General features: G+C 68.9%; 13 protein-coding genes. 8 read left to right on the top strand and 5 right to left on the bottom strand.

Annotation, left to right across the window (positions count from 1 at the left end; translation table 11 throughout):
* The first annotated feature begins 72 nt into the window (after nt 1-72).
* The 7 genes from CA982_RS05045 to CA982_RS05015 all read left to right on the top strand — a co-directional run bounded on the left by CA982_RS05045 (nt 73) and on the right by CA982_RS05015 (nt 9,606).
* A complete protein-coding gene (locus CA982_RS05045; RefSeq protein ID WP_086534355.1) occupies nt 73-1,191 on the top strand; it encodes a DMT family transporter in 1,119 nt (372 codons plus the stop codon).
* Nucleotides 1,149-1,763: a hypothetical protein gene (locus tag CA982_RS05040; RefSeq protein ID WP_086534250.1), complete on the top strand. Its 615-nt coding sequence runs from the start codon at nt 1,149-1,151 to the stop codon at nt 1,761-1,763. The genes CA982_RS05045 and CA982_RS05040 overlap by 43 nt, the downstream gene beginning before the upstream one ends.
* A 17-nt stretch (nt 1,764-1,780) precedes the next feature.
* The gene (locus CA982_RS05035) at nt 1,781-2,383 is read left to right on the top strand and encodes a TetR/AcrR family transcriptional regulator (protein WP_086534249.1); all 603 of its coding nucleotides are present in this window, start codon (nt 1,781-1,783) and stop codon (nt 2,381-2,383) included.
* Nucleotides 2,384-2,397: 14 nt separating this feature from the next.
* Nucleotides 2,398-4,044 (top strand): FAD-binding oxidoreductase, encoded by a 1,647-nt coding sequence (locus CA982_RS05030; RefSeq protein ID WP_086534248.1) that lies wholly within the window; start codon nt 2,398-2,400, stop codon nt 4,042-4,044.
* 40 nt (nt 4,045-4,084) lie between these two features.
* Entirely contained in the window at nt 4,085-6,283 is a 2,199-nt protein-coding gene (gene pta, locus CA982_RS05025; protein ID WP_086534247.1) for a phosphate acetyltransferase, read from the top strand.
* The gene (locus tag CA982_RS05020; protein WP_086534246.1) at nt 6,280-7,482 is read left to right on the top strand and encodes an acetate kinase; all 1,203 of its coding nucleotides are present in this window, start codon (nt 6,280-6,282) and stop codon (nt 7,480-7,482) included. Before pta ends, CA982_RS05020 begins: the two co-directional genes overlap by 4 nt.
* A 273-nt stretch (nt 7,483-7,755) precedes the next feature.
* Nucleotides 7,756-9,606, top strand: coding sequence for an HNH endonuclease signature motif containing protein (locus CA982_RS05015; RefSeq protein WP_167383330.1), 1,851 nt, complete (start codon nt 7,756-7,758; stop codon nt 9,604-9,606).
* Here CA982_RS05015 and CA982_RS05010 read toward each other — a convergent pair.
* From CA982_RS05010 to CA982_RS05000, 3 genes are read right to left on the bottom strand one after another with little or no spacing between them, the layout of a single operon-like run.
* A complete protein-coding gene (locus CA982_RS05010) occupies nt 9,603-12,221 on the bottom strand; it encodes a serine/threonine-protein kinase (RefSeq protein ID WP_086534245.1) in 2,619 nt (872 codons plus the stop codon). The two genes, CA982_RS05015 and CA982_RS05010, sit on opposite strands and share 4 nt — an antisense overlap.
* A 5-nt stretch (nt 12,222-12,226) precedes the next feature.
* The gene (locus CA982_RS05005) at nt 12,227-13,225 is read right to left on the bottom strand and encodes a glutamate ABC transporter substrate-binding protein (protein WP_086534244.1); all 999 of its coding nucleotides are present in this window, start codon (nt 13,223-13,225) and stop codon (nt 12,227-12,229) included.
* Nucleotides 13,222-14,673, bottom strand: coding sequence for a hypothetical protein (locus tag CA982_RS05000; RefSeq protein WP_086534243.1), 1,452 nt, complete (start codon nt 14,671-14,673; stop codon nt 13,222-13,224). Before CA982_RS05000 ends, CA982_RS05005 begins: the two co-directional genes overlap by 4 nt.
* A 352-nt stretch (nt 14,674-15,025) precedes the next feature.
* On the opposite strand from CA982_RS05000, the gene CA982_RS04995 reads away from it, so the two are divergent.
* On the top strand, nt 15,026-15,508 hold the full coding sequence (locus CA982_RS04995; RefSeq protein ID WP_086534354.1) for an NUDIX hydrolase: 483 nt from the start codon (nt 15,026-15,028) through the stop codon (nt 15,506-15,508).
* Between the two features lie 17 nt (nt 15,509-15,525).
* On the opposite strand, the gene CA982_RS04990 is transcribed toward CA982_RS04995, so the two are convergent.
* Entirely contained in the window at nt 15,526-15,909 is a 384-nt protein-coding gene (locus tag CA982_RS04990; RefSeq protein ID WP_086534353.1) for a 2-isopropylmalate synthase, read from the bottom strand.
* A gap of 325 nt (nt 15,910-16,234) precedes the next feature.
* Nucleotides 16,235-16,960: a thiamine phosphate synthase gene (gene thiE / locus CA982_RS04985; protein WP_086534242.1), complete on the bottom strand. Its 726-nt coding sequence runs from the start codon at nt 16,958-16,960 to the stop codon at nt 16,235-16,237.
* Between the last annotated feature and the right edge of the window lie 29 nt (nt 16,961-16,989).

Raw genomic sequence — 16,989 nt, 5'->3', positions numbered from 1 at the left:
TTCAGTGTCACTGAATTGACGCATCCGAATATCCACTTGTCCTGAAGTCCCGAATGGGTGACTCTGGACGTCATGTCCTCGCGCCCGCCGGCACCCCTTGTGTCTGCCTCCGCTGTGTCTGCCTCCGCCGTGTCCGCCTCCGCATCGCTGCCCGCACTCGCCGCGCTCGTCACCGTCGTACTGTGGGCATCGGCGTTCGTCGGCATCCGCGCGCTGGGCGACACGTTCTCTCCGGGTGCCATGGCCTTCTTGCGCCTGCTCGCCGCCGTCGTCCCGCTGACGATCCTCCTGGCGGTGGTGCGTCTGCGTGCGCGAAGAACCGGAGCGCAGGCACGCCCACTGTTCCCGCGGGGTCGTGCACTCGCCATGGTGATCGCCTACGGTGTCGCCTGGTTCGCGGGTTACACCATCCTGCTGAACTGGGCGGAGCGTCACCTCGACGCCGGCACCGCGGCGCTGCTGGTGAACCTGGCGCCGATCCTCGTGGCCGTCGCCGCGGGACTGTTTCTGGGAGAGGGATTCCCGCGCCATCTCGTGATCGGTATGACGATCGCCTTCGCCGGCGTCGTGCTGATAGCGCTCGGCGGATCCGCGACCGCGGACGCGCACGCAGACTGGCTGGGCATCGTCCTCGGGGTCGCCGCGGCGGTCCTGTATGCGACCGGCGTACTGATCCAGAAGTCCGCGCTGCGCACCGTCGACGCGCTGACCGCGACCTGGCTGGGTGCGGTCGCGGGTCTTGTGGCCACCGCGCCGTTCGCCCCGGTCGCCGTCGGCGAGTTGTCCGACGCCCAGTCGGGGGCGATCTGGGCGGTCATCTACCTCGGTGTGGGGCCGACCGCGATCGCCTTCTCCACGTGGGCGTATGCGCTGGCGCGCACCGATGCGAGCGCGATGGCGGCCACGACGCTCGTGGTCCCCGCGATCGTCATCGTCCTGTCGTGGGCGCTGCTCGACGAGTTGCCCACCGGCGTCGGCATCGTCGGTGGACTGCTCTGCCTCGCCGGGGTCGCCATCGCGCGCCGATTGCTGCCGAGAAGGCTACGCGTGGTCCGCCCTACGCGTAGCCTGGACGCATCGTCGCCGGCGACGACGCCGCCAGACCCGCAACGGGTTCCCGGCCCGACCGCAACCGAGGGGACACCGTCATGCGCAAGCTCGTCGCCGGTCTCGCGATCGGTGGATCGCTGACCCTCGGCACGGCGGTGACGCTTCTGACCGTCGACTCGGAATCGCCTGCGGCGCCACCGAATGTGAGCTGTCCGCCGTTCGCCGGGTCGGGGCCTGTCCCCGGGTGCGCGGTGCGCGTCGACGGGGCCCGACTGCGGATCGATCTGTACAACAACGCGACGCGTGACCCGGCAGTGGTGTGCACGCTGACGCCGAGCGGTGCGCTGCGGCCCACCGACTCGACGGCGATGGGGCCCGGTTCGCGTGGTTCTCTGGGAGCGGCCGTGTTCCCGAATGTGTCGAGGACCTTCGTCGTCGAGTGCCGCGGCGGCGGTGCGGGCGCCGACCGTGTGGAGCGTCAGACAACGATCAGCGCGCGAGCCGAGGCGCCGGTGACCGAGCGGACGACGCCGCCGGTCCGTCGATCCTCACCTCAGCCGGCCCCGTCCGCGCCGTCGGAGTCACGGGAGTCCGATCGGCCCGCCGACGACCCGGCATCGCAGACGAGCACCCGAGATGTCGCGCCGGATGAGACCACGACCACGGCGCCGACCGTCACGACGACCACCACGACGGTTCCCGCCTCATCCTGATTCGCTACGGTTTTCGCATGGATCGTGACCGCATGGTGGATGTCGGAGTCGGGCTCGTCTCCCGGTTCGGGGCCAAGACGCTGAGTCTGACGTCGGTGGCACGGCACGCCGGAGTCGCGCGCGCCACCGCCTACCGGATGTTCGGCGGGCGCGAAGCGCTGGTCACGGCGATCGTCGAGCGAGAGGTCTCGCTGCTGCGGGTGAAGCTGGTCGAGTGGTCGGCGAGTGCGCCCGACGCGGCGGGCAAGATCCACGCGCAGGTGGTGAACGTCCTGCCGTACATCAGGAACCACGACGCGCTGCAGTACGTGCTGCGCAAGGAGCCCGAGGAGGTCGTCCGCGCGCTGGTCGCCACCAGCGATCCGGCCGGACCCACCCTCATCCATCAGATCGTGTCGGAGACCCTGCCCGACCTCGAACCCGAGATCGGGGACCAGCTGTTCCCGAACCCGCGAGGGGCCGCGGAATTCCTCGTGCGGACCATATACTCCCTCATGCTCATCCCCGACAGCTTCCTGAGCGACGAGCAGATCGCCGAACTGGTCGTCCGTGCGGTCGTGCGAGACGACGCCGGGGGCGCGGAACCGGCCGGCGGTACCGGACCGGGCTCGGCACGATGAGCGGTGGTGAGCGGATGTCCGACGAGACCGCGATCCCCGTCGTCCAGATGCGCCGACCGCGATGGGGCGATCCGGCGCGTACCGCCGAACTGCCCGGTGCGGCGGCTGCTCTCGCCGGCGACCGCCAGGCCGATGCCGGCGTCGACCCGGCGACGATCACGCTTGCCCGACCGGCCGTCGATGTCGATGTCCGAGAGCAGATCTCGGAGTTGGTCGGTCCGGACAACGTATCCGATGCGGATGTCGTCCGGGTTCAGCACACGCGGGGTTACTCCACCCCGGACATCCTGCGGTTGCGTGCGGGCGACGCCGATGACGCGCCCGATCTGGTGGTCTACCCGGGTGACCACGATGAGGTGGTCGCGATCCTGCGGCTGTGTTCGGAGCGGCGGATCGCGGTGGTGCCGTTCACCGGCGGGACGTCGGTGGTGGGCGGTCTGACGCCGGACCGCGCTGGGGTCGCCGGTGTGATCAGCCTCGACCTGCGACGTCTCGACCGCGTGGTCGAGATCGACGAGATCTCCCGGATGGCCACCCTGGAGGCAGGCCTGCGGGGGCCGGCGGCCGAAGCGCTCCTCCGCGAGAAGGGCTGGACCATAGGCCATTTCCCGCAGTCCTATGAGGGCGCCGGGATCGGTGGGTACGCGGCCACCCGGTCGGCCGGACAGTCGTCGGCGGGCTACGGGCGGTTCGACGAGATGGTCGAGGGCCTGGTGCTCGCGACGCCGCGCGGCACGATCGAACTCGGCACCGCGCCCCGCTCGGCGGCCGGACCCGATCTCCGTCAGCTGGTCCTCGGCTCGGAGGGCGTGTTCGGTGTCATCACCAGCGTCCAACTGCGCATCCGGCCGGTCCCGACGACCCGCGTCTTCGACGCCTGGCGATTCGCGTCGTTCGCCGACGGCGCGACCGCCCTCCGTCGGCTCGCCCAGGACGGTCCGCTACCGACAGTGCTCCGACTGTCCGACGAGGTCGAGACGGCGTTGAATCTCGCCGATCCAGCCGGCGCCGGGAGCGAAGCGAGCGGGCCGAGTGACACCGGCGCCGGGGGCGAGGGCGAGGCGGGCGACGGTGGTTCTGCGGGGTGTCTGGTCGTCGCCGGGTACGAGGGTGGCGCCGACGAGGTGGCGCGTCGGCGCGACGCGGCGTCGGCGCTCCTGACCGATGTCGGGGGCAGCGCGCTGGGCGACGGCCCTGGGGAGGCCTGGCGTACAGGCCGTTTCGCGGGACCGTATCTGCGTGATCCGTTACTCGACGCGGGGGTGCTCGTCGAGACGCTCGAGACCGTCGCCTTCTGGTCTCGGCTGCACGAGGTGCGCACCGCGGTGACGGCCGCCCTCACGGACTCGCTCACGGCGTCGGGCACGCCCCCACTGGTGATGTGCCACATCAGCCATGTCTACGAGTCGGGAGCGTCGCTGTACTTCACGGTCGTCGCGCCGTTCGGCGATGACCCGCTGGAGCAATGGGCGGCGGCGAAAACCGCGGCCAATACCGCGATCCGGGCGTCCGGTGCGAGTATCACCCACCATCACGCGGTCGGGCGGGACCACCGAGACGCCTACCACGACGAGATCGGACCGCTGGCCCTCGACGCATTGCGGGCGGTGAAGGCGTCGCTCGACCCGGCCGGGGTGTGCAATCCCGGAATTCTGATCTGACGTTCCGTCCGGCGGCCCGGTGCCCGGCGCGGCCGCCACTATGCTGGGGCGCATGGCCACGGATGCAGTCCAGACCGCGAACGCCGACGGACCCGCGAGTGCGGACCAGGTCGTCGCCGACACCACGACGAGTATCTACATCGCCTCGGCCGAGGGGGAGACCGGCAAGTCGATAGTCGCGCTGGGGTTGCTGGCCATGTTCTCGGCCACCGGCGGTCGGGTCGGCGTGTTCCGGCCGATCTCGCGGTCGTCCACCGATGATCGTGATCCGATCCTCGACCTTCTCCTGGACTACGACTCCGCCGACATTCCGTATGAGGACTGTCTCGGCGTCACCTACGAGCAGGTCCACGATGATCCCGAGGGTGCGGTCGCGGAGATAGTCGCCCGCTTCCACGCCGTCCAGGCCCGGTGCGATCGCGTCGTCATCGTGGGTTCGGACTACACCGACGTCGGAACCCCCTCGGAGCTCAGCTACAACGCCCGGATCGCGGCGAACCTCTCGGCGCCGATGGTGTTGGCGATCAAGGCGATCGACCGGTCGCCGGAGGAGTTGCACGGTCTGGCGGAGGGGTTGATCGCCGAGGTGAAGGCCTCGCATGCCACACCGATCGCGCTCGTCGCCAACCGATGTGATCCCGAACGTCTCGTCGAGATCCGTGAGCAACTGCTGAGAACCGGTGTCCCGACGCTGTGCCTGCCGGAGGAACCGGTGCTGTTCGCGCCGACCATGAGTGAGCTGAAGGACGCGCTGGGTGCCACGATGTACAGCGGCGACGAGGAACTGCTCGACAACGAGGCGCTGCGGGTGATGGTCGGCGGTATGACCGTGGAGCATATTCTGGAACGGCTCACCGACGGTACGGTCGTCATCACACCCGCGGACCGCTCGGATGTTCTTCTCGCCCTGGTGAACGCCAATACCGCGCAGGGGTTCCCGCGCCTGGCCGGGATCATTCTCAACGGTGGGCTCAAGCCGCACCCCATGATCGAGGCCCTCGTCAGTGGTCTCAAACCGACCCTGCCGATCATCAGTTGCCCGCAGGGGACCTACGACACCGCACGGACGGCCGCGCACACTCGCGGGCGGTTCGGTGCGGGTTCGGCCCGCAAGATCGAGGCCGCGCTGTCGCTGATGGAGACCCACGTCGACGCGGAGCAGGTGATGCGCAAACTCAACGTGTCGACGCCGACCGTGGTGACGCCGCAGATGTTCGAGTACCGCTTGATCTCGCGCGCGCGTGCCGACCGGAAGCACATCGTGCTGCCGGAGGGGGATGACGATCGGATTCTGCGCGCGGCCAACCGGCTTGCCCGGCGCGGGGTCGCCGACCTCACCCTGCTCGGTGACCCCGACACGGTGCGCGAGCGTTCCACCGAGCTGGGTCTCGACCTGGCCGACGTGACGGTCATCGACCCGGCCGAGTCGGAGTATCTCGACGAGTTCGCCCGGATCTACACCGATCTGCGCAAGCACAAGGGCATGGATTTCGAGCGGGCGCAGGAGAAGATGCGGGACGTGTCCTACTTCGGCACGATGATGGTGCACACCGGCCGGGCGGACGGGATGGTGTCGGGGGCGTCGCACACCACGGCACACACCATCCGGCCGGCCTTCGAGATCATCAAGACCAGACCCGGGGTGTCGACCGTCTCGAGTGTGTTCTTCATGTGTCTGGCCGACAAGGTCCTCGCGTACGGGGACTGCGCCATCGTCCCCGATCCGTCCGATGAGCAGCTCGCCGACATCGCCATCTCGTCCGCGCAGACCTCGGCGGCCTTCGGTATCGATCCCCGGGTCGCGATGCTGTCCTACTCGACGGGGACGTCCGGCTCGGGCGCCGACGTCGAGAAGGTCAAGACCGCAACCGAACTCGTGCGTGAGCGCGAGCCCGAGCTGCTGGTCGAGGGGCCGATCCAATACGACGCCGCGGTGGAACCCTCGGTGGCGAAGACCAAGATGCCCGATTCGCCGGTCGCCGGCCGCGCGACCGTGCTGATCTTCCCCGACCTGAACACCGGCAACAACACGTACAAGGCGGTCCAGCGCAGCGCCGGAGCCATCGCCATCGGACCGGTACTGCAGGGCCTGAACAAACCGATCAACGATCTGAGTCGCGGAGCCCTCGTCTCCGACATCGTGAACACCGTGGCCATCACCGCCATCCAGGCCCAGCAGGAGGGCGTGGACCCGATCACCGAGAACGCCGGTGCCGCCGACGGCGAGGACCGTCGATGAGCCCGACGTCCGGTGCGGTGCTGGTGTTCAATGCCGGCTCGTCGTCGCTGAAATATCAACTGGTGCAACCGGCCGACGGCACCGTGCTCGCCGAGGGCATCGCGGAGCGGATCGGTGACACCGGCTCGTCGATGACGCATGAACAGAACGGGGAGACGGTCACCGAGACGCTGCAACTCGACGACCATCTCGCCGCAGTCCGGCGTGCGGAGCGGTTCTTCGCCGACAACGGAACCGATCTGGCGGACGCGGGACTGAGCGCGGTCGGGCATCGGGTGGTCCACGGTGGTAGGTCGTTCTACGAGCCGACTGTGGTGACTCCTGAGGTGATCTCGGAGATCGAACGGATCTCTCCGCTGGCGCCGCTGCACAATCCGGCCAACCTGGTCGGAATCCTGGCCGCCCAGGAGTTGCTGCCCGATGTCCCGTCGGTCGCGATCTTCGACACCGCCTTCTTCCACGGCCTCCCCGATGCGTCGGCGACGTATGCGATCGACCGTGCGGTCGCCGACGAGCATGCGATCCGCCGCTACGGGTTCCACGGCACCAGCCACGAGTATGTGTCCGGCCGGGTGGCCGAGTTCCTGGATCGCGACCCGGCGTCGCTCAACCAGATCGTGCTGCATCTCGGCAACGGTGCGTCGGCGTCGGCCATCGCGGGCGGGCAGCCCATCGACACCTCCATGGGTATGACGCCGCTGGAGGGTCTGGTGATGGGAACCCGCAGCGGTGACATCGACCCCGGGCTGGTGCTGCATCTGAACCGGGTGGCGAACCTGTCCGTCGGCGAGATCGACACGCTGCTCAACAAGCGGTCGGGACTTCGAGGCCTGTGCGGCGAGAACGACTTCCGCGCCATCACCGAGCTGATGGAATCCGGTGACGACGCCGCCCGACGCGCCTTCGACGTCTACATCCACCGCCTGCGTCGCTATCTCGGTGCTTACGCCTTCGCTCTCGGCCGCGTCGATGCCATCACCTTCACGGCTGGGGTCGGGGAGAACTCGGCAGTCGTCCGATGCTGTGCGCTGGCGGGGTTGGAAGGGTTCGGGATCGTGGTCGACGAGGAGCGGAATGCTGTGCGCAGCAAGGCTGCTCGGCGGATCTCGGCGGATGGCAGTGCGGTTGAGGTACTCGTCGTGCCGACGAATGAAGAGCTGGCGATCGCGCGGCAGTCGGCGGCGGTCGTCGGGGGCTGATTCCCGGTGATCGGCATCGTCCGGACCGCGTTCTCGAAGGTCGACATACCGGTCCTGAGGGGAGCCCGGCGCCGCTGATGTTCCAGGGCGGTTGCGTTCGGAAGGCGGTCGGGTAAGAGGCCAAGCCGCAGCATGATTCGACCATCGGCCACCCCCTATCACGCACCACCGACAACATACGCTCTGTAACTGTCCAGCGAAAACCGTTGCACACCAGCACTATAGCCGCTACACTCGAGCATGTATTCGCGCAATCGTCTCCGGGGGGTGACCATGTCCGACGAATCCGCAACGCCGCGAACGCGTGCCGTCGAGCTGGTGGCCGAGCTGCATGCGATCCTCGACGAGTTGCAGACCGTGGACCTGTCTCCGTGTTCGGACGAAGACTTGATCGAGGTTGCATCTGCGACCGAACGCGCCATCGCTCGAACCACCTACGCCGGCGACCGGCAAGTCGCCGAAGCTGAGGCTCGCGACCTGCCTCGTAAGACCGGGTACCGCACCCTCACCCAGTTCATGAACCACCGCCTCCGCATCACCAACCCGGTGCGACGACGCAAACACCTCAACGCCACCGCCACACTCACCTGCCTCAACGGCGACCGCCTCGAACCCGAACACCCCACCCTGGCCGAAGCATTCGCCGTAGGGTCTGCCGGAACCGCTCACGTCCAGGCTGCCCTTGATGTCCTCGACCACATCCCTCATGGAACCGACCATGACGTGAAGGTCGCTGCCGAACGTCAGATGGCTGAGATCGCCGAAGCCCACACCCCTGCCGACATCACCCAACTCGGTGCGCGGCTCCTCGCCCACCTCGATCCGGACGGCGCTCTGGCCGACGACTCGGAACGCACACGACGCCGCAACCTCTGGGTCAACCGGCAACGCGCCGACGGCACCGCGAAGATGACGGCCAACCTGACGCCCGAGCTGGCCGCCCGCGTCACGATGCTGCTGGCGGTCTGGGCGAAACCCGGCATGAACAACCCCAATGATCCTTACTCGCCCACAGGATCTTTCGAAGATGCCGACCCGGAAGCTTTCGCCGCCGCAGCCGAACGTGACGATCGCACCCCCGCCCAGATCAACCACGACGCACTCAATGCTTTACTGAAAGCCGTCCTCGACGACGGGTTGCTCGGCAAGTCCCACCGGGGCCTGCCCGTGCAGTTGATCATCAAAGCCGACCTGGGTGACCTGATCCGTGAAGCCGGACTCGCCACGACCGCCACCGGCACCCTGCTGCCCATCCCCGACCTGATCGCCATGGCCGGTGAGGTCCAGCCGTGGTTGGCGATCTTCAAAGATCACACCGCCGTTCCGCTGTACTTCGGGCGCGGCAAACGTCTGGCCACTCGCGAACAGCGTCTCGTCTCCTTCGCGCGCCCCGACGGTGAGGTGTGTTCGGCACCTGGCTGTGACCAGCCCGCCGCCCACGTCGAACTCCATCACGCCCACAAGGATTGGGCCAAGGGCGGTCTCACCGACATCGACGACCTCGCGCCGGCCTGCCCGCGTCACAATCGGATGGTCGGCGACGCACCTGGGCAGTACACCACCCGGATCGCTCGGTCCGGACCCGATGAAGGCCGCTGCGTGTGGCGACTGAACGCCGAACCGGGCGCGCCGCCCAACCCCGAACACCTCAACCGCCGACCCGACATACCTCGGCGGTTCGCACAACACCTGAACACCGTGCGCGACGAGATCCACGGGCCACCAACGCGAGAGTTTCGCAGGCTCGGTCGCCGGACCCTTCGTGACGCGCCCTCCGCAGGCTCCGGGCGCTCCTCAGGGAGCAGCGGGTTCGACGCGCCCTCCGCAAGCTCCGGGCGCTCCTCAGGGAGCAGGGGGTTCGACGCGCCCTCCGCAAGCTCCGGGCGCTCCTCAGGGAGCAGCGGGTTCGACGCGCCCTCCGCAAGCTCCGGGCGCTCCTCAGGGAGCAGGGGGCCCGGCGATCAAGCACGCCGCTCATGGTTGAGAACCAGCCACGTCATCGACGTCCGACCACCACGGCGCGTGCGTCGCACCCGTCCGTCGCTGGTCGAGGCGCATCTGGAGGATCTTCTCGGCCGAGACCCGCTGATGCGCAACGCGATCGAACCGTTCAGGTCGTCCTAGAACAGGGTGTTCGGCCGGACGTAGTTGGCGAGATCGACGAGCATGAACCGGTGAGCACGGTTGGTGCGGGTCAGGCGGGCCAGCTGGCGTAGCGAGCGCTCCGTGCCGGTGCGGATCCCGTACTCGGTGAACGGGAATCCGAGCAGGGTCGACGGTTCCTTGTCCTGGGCGGCATCCTCGGGGTTGTCGTGGATCCAGCCCAGCGCCGTGCCCAGCACGATCAACAGCATCCGGGCCTTGCGCGGTTCGGTGTCCGGGATCTGCTCGAGACGTCGGGCCGCCTCGACGATCTGCTCACGGGTCACCTGCGTGGTGGGCCGACCATGGACCAACGCGATGATCGCCGTCGCGCGTGCGGTGTTGAAGTGGCGACTGGTGGCCGGCACCTCGTCGAGTGGCTGGATGGCGGCGTCGATGTCACCGGCGGCCACGGCGAGCCGGGCCAGCCCGAAGGCGGCGGTCACGATGCTGTGGTCCGTGAGCCACAGATCGTGATAATGGTGCTGCGCAACGTCATACAGCTTGGCGATCTTCTCGCCGGACTTCGCGGGGCCCTTCTCGTCGGCGAGCCAACGGCCGATGAGTTCGGCCGTGCCGGCGACGGCGAGCTTGGGTGCGACCTCGCCGGGCATCGCGCCGAGCACCTCGTCGAAGCGCTCATAGGCCAGTTCGGGCTCGTCGTTCATCAGCGCGCAGATGCCCATGTACCACTCGATCCGCCACGAATCACCGTGGTGGGCACGGACTTCCTGCAGAAGGGCGAGGGCGGTGTCGACATCATCGAGTTGGAGGTGCGCGCGGGCCTCGGCGAGGTCGATCTCTCGGGACGGGTGGGCGTTCTTGACCGGTCGGCCGCCGAAGAGCGACGCGAAACCCTCTGCGCGAGCGGTGTTGATGGAGTCGAGGGTCTGGCGCGGATCCGACAGCGCCGCCGACGTGAGCAGGCTCGCCGCCGGGTCGAGCGGGTTGACCAATGGGACGGGCAGGGCGTTGGCGATGTCCACCGGGTCGTAGAACGCCGCCTGATCGGGGTCGAAGAAGCCGTCGACGGGCGCGAGCATGAGGTCGGTGCCGAAGGTCGAGCGCTGCGGGGTGAACACCGTGGACAGCGCGGGGCGCGGAACGCCGGTGTGGACGGCGACCGTCTCGCGCAACACGTTCAGCACCTGCGTGCTCATCTCCTCCGCGGAGACGAAGCGATCGGCCGGATCGGGTGCGGTGGCCCGCTGCAGGAGGCGGTAGTAGGACGGATTGTTCCGGAACACCGGCGTTTTCGACGCGGCGGGCAGGCCGTCGACATAGCGGCCGTGCCGCATCTCCATCGGCACGGTGAGGACCGCGAGGGTGCGGCCGATGCTGTAGATGTCGGTCGCGATCTGCGGTCCGGTCTTGACGATCTCCGGTGCCTGGAACCCGGGCGTGCCGTACAGGTGGCCATAACCGTTGATCGGGGAGACGGCACCGAGATCGATCAGCTTCACCTCGTCGCTGCCGACCATGATGTTCTCCGGCTTGACATCGTTGTAGACGAGGCCGACCGAATGTAGATAACCCACGGCGAGAAGGACTTCCAGGATGTAGGCCAGGCCCTGCTCCACCGACAGCAGCGAGTTGTCCGGGTCGCCCGCGGTGATCTGCTTGAGCGTCTGGCCGCCGATGTACTCCATCACGATGTACCCGAAGCGGTCGTCGTCGTCGACGTGCTCGACGAAGTTGTAGATCTTGACGATGCCGGGATGGTTCACCGAGGCCAGGAACTGCCGCTCCGCGACCGCGACGCGCTGCGCCTCCGAATCCGAGGAGTTCAGCAGGCCTTTGAGGACGACGGGACGATCACTCACATTGCGGTCGATGGCCAGGTAGATCCAGCCCAGGCCGCCGTGGGCGATCGCGCCCGCGATCTCGTACTGATCGGCGACCAGCGTGCCGGGTGCGAGTCCCGGAACGAACGAGTATCGGGCGCCGCAGTTGCCGCAATCGCCGGTCGGCGGGCCGGCGCCCTCACCCTCGAGACGGCCGACCGGTTTGCCGCAGCGCCAGCAGAACCGCTTGTTGTCGGCGATCACCGGGTCGTCGATGACGGCGTCCTCGGGTTCGATGTCGGTGATCTTCGGCATCTCGACCAGGCCGCTGCCGAGCCGTCGTTCGTGCACCGGAGGGCGGCGCCGCGGCACGAGTCGCCGCCCGAGCGGACCCGAGTCGGGCTCTGGATGGGGCACGGCCGGGCGGGACCGCACGACGCGGTCGGTCCGGTCGTCGGGGTCGACCCCGACGGTGAACACCGGTGCGACGGCCTGAGTTCCGACATCGGGGTCGGTGCGTCGGCCGGGCCGAGGGTCGGTGGTGTCGTCGGAGCCGCCGGTCAGCGCCACCAGGTCGGCCTTCTGGGTGCCGACCTCGGCGACCCTCGCCGTGGTGTCGGCGCCGCCGGCATCGTCACCGGCCTCGTCCTGCCCGGCCTCGTCCTGCCCGGCCTCGTCCTGCCCGGCCTCGTCATCACCGAGGAGCGCGTCGAGCGAGACGCGCTGGGTACCGAGGTCGTCGCCCCGATCGTCGTCGACCTGATCGTGGCGGACGTCGTCGGTGTCGTGACCGTTGCGGGCTGTGCCGTCCATGGGCATCAGTCCCGGTAGTACGGCTGGGGAGCGCCGTACCCGCTGTCGAGGATGGACAACCACCGGTCGCGGATCTCCTGCCAGCGACCGGTCGCGCGGATGCGCTCGAGGACCCCGTTGACGAACCGGATCATGTCGTCCTGGCCCTTCGGGATGCCGACGCCGTAGAACTCCTCACCCAGGCTGGGGCCGACGACCCGCAACCACGGGTCCTGCGCCGCCAGGCCCGCGAGGATGGCGTCGTCGGTGGTCGCCGCGTCGATCTGCCCCTGTTGCATCAGCACCAAGCAGTCGGCCCAGGTCGTCGTGCTGACGATGGTCGCGCGCGGCTGGATGGCCTGGATGCGGCCGATCGAGGTCGTCCCGCGTGCAGCGCAGACGCGCTTGTCCGCCAGTTGTGCCGGGCCGGTGACATTCGAATTCCGGAACGACAGGATGCGCTGCGAGGCAACGTAATAGGGAGCCGAGAAGCTGATGTCGCGGAGTCGGTCGCAGGTGATGCTCATCGTCTTGATGACCACGTCGACCGTCATGTCCCGCAGGGCGTCGATCCGCTGGGCGGAACTCAGGACCTGGAATTCCACCCGGCGGTCGTCGCCGAAGATGGCGCCGGCGATCTCGTGCGCGATGTCGACGTCGAAACCCTGGATGTCGCCGGTGATCGGGTCGCGGAAGCTGAACAGGTTGGAGCCGATGTCGAGGCCGACGATGAGCCGTCCGCGTTCGAGGATCCCGGCCATCGTCGAGTTCGGCGGCATCTGACGCGGGAGCGGCATCTGGGCGGGCGGACGCAGGGTCAGGGTCGCGTTGCACGCCTCGGAACTCGGCAGGGGCTCGACGGGCACGTCGACCTGGACGCCGGGCAGAACCGGCGGTCCGGCGGTGGCCGTGGGCGGAGGTGATTCGGGTGCGGGAAACCGCACGCATCCCGTGGCGACGAGGCCGGTGAGGGCGAGCAGGACCGCGATGGTCAGCAGGCGGCGAGGTGCGGGCATGGTCGTCATCGGTACTCCCGGATCCGGGGGATGAGACCGCCCACGATCGCGACGCCGGCGAAGACGGTGAGCAGCAGGATGCCGGTGCCGGTGAACCCGAGGACGCGCTGCGCGGTGTTGATGTCGTCGCGGAACGAGTTCCGGGCGGTGGTGATCGCGTCGACCAGCGCGGTGTCGACCGCGGTGTAGGCGCGCGCGGAACTGTCCGGCCCGTCGCCGACGGTGTGCAGCCGTGCGAGACCGAAGTTCCCGGTCTGGATGTAGCGGCGGACGGCGGCGTCGGTGCGCTTCCACTCGGTCAGCGCCGCGGTGACCGAGTCCAGCTGCTCGGCGGTGACCGCACTGTCACCGTCCTCGGTTCCGCCGCGCACGTCGTCGACGATGTTGCCGATCTCGCTGGTCGCCGCGGAGAAGCTGCGTTCGAGACCGCCCTGGTCGCCGCGGCGGATCAGCGACAGCGTCTCGGCCGACCGCGCCTGCTGCGTCAGGATGCGAGCGGCGGTCAGGTCGCGGAGCGGGTCGGCGCCCTCGGTGCGGGCGTCGCTGGTCGCCGCCACCGACATCAGGCCGGACGCGAGCAGCCACAGCGTCCCGATGCCGAGGGCGACGATGGCCGCCACGATCCCGATGTTGAACCGCCTGCGGGTCCGGCGCGCGAGGTAACGCGAGGTCAGCACCAGTGCGGCGAGCAGGAACAACAGTGGCGCGTAGACGGTCCAGGGCGGGCGGGTGAGCGTGTGCTGGGGGTCGGCGATGGCCATCGAACGGCGCTCGTAGAGGCGCTGCGCGGCCGGGAGGATCTGATCCTGCATCATCGACGACGCCTGGCCGAGATACGCCGACCCCACCGGATTGCCGAGCCGGTTGTTGGTTCGCGCCGTCTCGATGAGACCGCTGTACACCGGGATCGACGTGGAGAGGGTCTCGAGATCGGCGCTGACGGCCTGCTCCGCCCGGTCCGACGCCATGCCGGAACCGGGTTCGCTGGAGGTTCCGGTCGCCAGGATCAACGACGACGATGCCGTCGCCAGCGCGTCGGAGTAGCGCTGCCGCAGTTCGGGCGTCTCGAGCCCGCCCGAGATGAACGCCGCGTTCGCCGAGGCATCAGCGATCGACAGCGAGCTGTAGAGGACCTGTGCGGCCTCGGCAAGCGGTTCGGTGCGGTCGATGAGGCGCTGCAGGGTCTGGGTGCGATCCTCGAGAACCGTCGACGCGTACAGCCCGGTGCTCAGACAGCCGAGCGCCAGGATGCCGCAGATGATGATGAGCTTGCCGGGGGTCGTGACCGCGAAGTGCCGGAGGGTCTGGAAGGGCGACTGGGCGCGTTCCCGGGCGGTGGCGACGAGTTCGCGCCGGTCGGCGAGCACCTGTCGGATCGGGGGCGAGGATTGCGCCGGTCGGATCGTGCGACCGCCACGCGTCAGCGCCGTCCGCACGGAGGACGCGTCGCCGGTCACCTACCTGATCCCTTCTCAAACGCTGGATCGTCTCCGGTGCGGTCGTACGGTCACCGGTTCCCGTTCCGGATTCGCGTGACCGGGCGATCAACGCCAGGTGTTGTGTCATCTGGGTCATCGTTCACCGGGTCGTGCGTGTTTCACCCTATGTCATCGGGCGGGGTTCCTCCGGGGTTGACCGGCGCCGCGTCGCCGACCTCGACCGTTCGGCTCGCAGTGCGTGCAACCCGCGTCGCCGCACGGTTCGTCGCCCGCCGTGCGGAAGCGCTGTGCGGACTCCCTGGCAGGTGGCGCGCGTCTCACTTACGGTGGAGGCACCCCGGTCGACGCGATCGGGATGCGAGGAGGCGTGGTGCGCGGCGACGGCGACGGCTGGGTGATCGATCCCGACGGTTCACGGTATTGGGGTATCCACGGCGCGGCAGGTCTGCTGCTGCGGGCGCCGCTGCCGGAGGGATCGACCGGTGTACTCCTGCAGCATCGCGCCGCCTGGTCACATCAGGGCGGGACGTGGGCGCTGCCCGGCGGCGCGCGCGACTCGCACGAGGGCGCCATCGACACGGCCATCCGCGAAGCCGAGGAAGAAGCCGGGATCACCGGCGACGACCTCCGCGTCGTCGCGGCCGTCGTCACCCACGAGTCACCCGGCGGATGGACCTACACGACCGTGATCGCCGAGACCGATTCGCCGGTCCGCACGGTCGCCAACTTCGAATCCACCGAGCTGCGGTGGGTCGACGAGAAGCGCGTGGACCAGCTGCCGCTGCACCCGGCGTTCGGGCTCGCCTGGCCCACCCTTCGCGAGCGCATCGCGATGCTCGACCCCCAGAGCTGAGTCCCGCTCCCAACCAGTCAGACCCCGACGCGATCGGCGTCCAGGAGACGGTTCGCCCCGGCGACCAGGGCGTGGACGTTGGCCTCGTCGGCGCTGGCGCCCTCGCCGGCCGCCCAGGCCTGGCGGCCGTCGTTCTCGCACAGCAGGAACGTCGTGACGACACCGTCGACGACCCGCTGATGCAGGCGGACGATCTGAACCGGGGCGCCGACGTCGTAGAGGATCGACGTCATCGCGCCGATCGGACCGGCGGCCACCGCGCTGCACGACCTGATGCGGTCGGCGATCGCGAGTGTCGCCCGGCACTCGACCAGGTCGCCCGGACACGACGCGACCGACCATGATCCCAGCCGGATCGCGCCGCCGCGGGAGTACTCGTCGGTGAATTCCTGCCAGGTCATCCCGGTCGCCTCCTCGTGCATTCCAGCGGGAAGCGGACGCCCGTAGCGCTCGGTGAACAGATCGTCACCGCGACGGTCGTCGCGCTCATGCCACGAACAGGATGGGTGGGACAGATGAAGAGGGTGCATCTCGATAGCCGATTTCGGTCGAAGAACGGATGACCGACTGGAGAGCGCAACCGACCCGCAGCGGGGGGTCGGTCAGATTCAGACCCCGCTGCGGCGGGTTACGAGAATGCTCGTGATGCACAACATGATCGGTCCACCATAGACCCGTGGTACCGACCGGGCAAACATGTTGTGACCGAGTCGTGCGGACGAGCCGCTACAGCATCGCGGCGAGGTCGCGGGCCGCGGCGGCGGGGTCCGCGGCGGCGGTGATGGCTCGGACGACGACGATCCGCTGGGCCCCGAGCGCGGTCACCTCGCCGACGCGGCCGGCGTCGATTCCGCCGATGGCGAACCACGGCTTCGTCGATTGGGTTGGCCCCGAGAGCATTTCAGCGGTCGAGGACACGAGGTCGAGGCCGGCCGCGGCGCGGCCCGGTTTGGTGGGCGTCGTCCAGCACGGGCCGACGCAGAAGTAGTCGACGTCCTCGTCGGAGATCGCGGCGGCGGCCTGCTCGGGGTCATGGGTCGAGGCGCCGATGACGACGTCGCGGCCGACGATCCGACGCGCTGCCGACGGCGACAGGTCGCCCTGTCCCACATGCAGGACATCGGCACCGGAGAGGGCCGCGATGTCGGCACGGTCGTTGACCGCCAGCAAGGCGCCGTGCGCGTCGGCGACGGTCCGCAGGCCGGCGAGGATCTCGAGTTCCGCACGCGCCTCCAGGGTTCCGAACTCGCGTTCGCCCGGCGAGTTCTTGTCGCGCAGCTGCACGATGTCGACGCCGCCCGCGAGGGCGGCATCGACGAAATCGAGGAGGTCGCCGCGCTCGCGCCGGGCATCGGTGCACAGGTAGAGGCGGGCCGCCGCGAGCCGACGTCGACGGTCCGTCGCGAGGCCGGTATCCGCGGACGTCGACCTGGTGGGGTTCGGGGTCGTCACGCCGACCAGGCTAACCGGACGCCCGGGGC

The organism is Gordonia lacunae (genome assembly GCF_002149015.1).
Lineage (GTDB): Bacteria > Actinomycetota > Actinomycetes > Mycobacteriales > Mycobacteriaceae > Gordonia > Gordonia lacunae.
The sequence above is the reverse complement of the archived record's forward strand: the minus strand, read 5'-3'. Positions and strand labels throughout refer to the sequence as shown.

What these genes read in the sequence shown, in the direction of transcription:
- CA982_RS05045 (WP_086534355.1), top strand. Translation starts at nt 73, where the DNA reads ATGTCCTCGCGCCCGCCGGCACCCCTTGTGTCTGCCTCCGCTGTGTCT.
- CA982_RS05040 (WP_086534250.1), top strand. Translation starts at nt 1,149, where the DNA reads ATGCGCAAGCTCGTCGCCGGTCTCGCGATCGGTGGATCGCTGACCCTC.
- CA982_RS05035 (WP_086534249.1), top strand. Translation starts at nt 1,781, where the DNA reads ATGGATCGTGACCGCATGGTGGATGTCGGAGTCGGGCTCGTCTCCCGG.
- CA982_RS05030 (WP_086534248.1), top strand. Translation starts at nt 2,398, where the DNA reads ATGTCCGACGAGACCGCGATCCCCGTCGTCCAGATGCGCCGACCGCGA.
- pta (WP_086534247.1), top strand. Translation starts at nt 4,085, where the DNA reads ATGCTGGGGCGCATGGCCACGGATGCAGTCCAGACCGCGAACGCCGAC.
- CA982_RS05020 (WP_086534246.1), top strand. Translation starts at nt 6,280, where the DNA reads ATGAGCCCGACGTCCGGTGCGGTGCTGGTGTTCAATGCCGGCTCGTCG.
- CA982_RS05015 (WP_167383330.1), top strand. Translation starts at nt 7,756, where the DNA reads ATGTCCGACGAATCCGCAACGCCGCGAACGCGTGCCGTCGAGCTGGTG.
- CA982_RS05010 (WP_086534245.1), bottom strand. Translation starts at nt 12,221, where the DNA reads ATGGACGGCACAGCCCGCAACGGTCACGACACCGACGACGTCCGCCAC.
- CA982_RS05005 (WP_086534244.1), bottom strand. Translation starts at nt 13,225, where the DNA reads ATGACGACCATGCCCGCACCTCGCCGCCTGCTGACCATCGCGGTCCTG.
- CA982_RS04990 (WP_086534353.1), bottom strand. Translation starts at nt 15,909, where the DNA reads ATGACCTGGCAGGAATTCACCGACGAGTACTCCCGCGGCGGCGCGATC.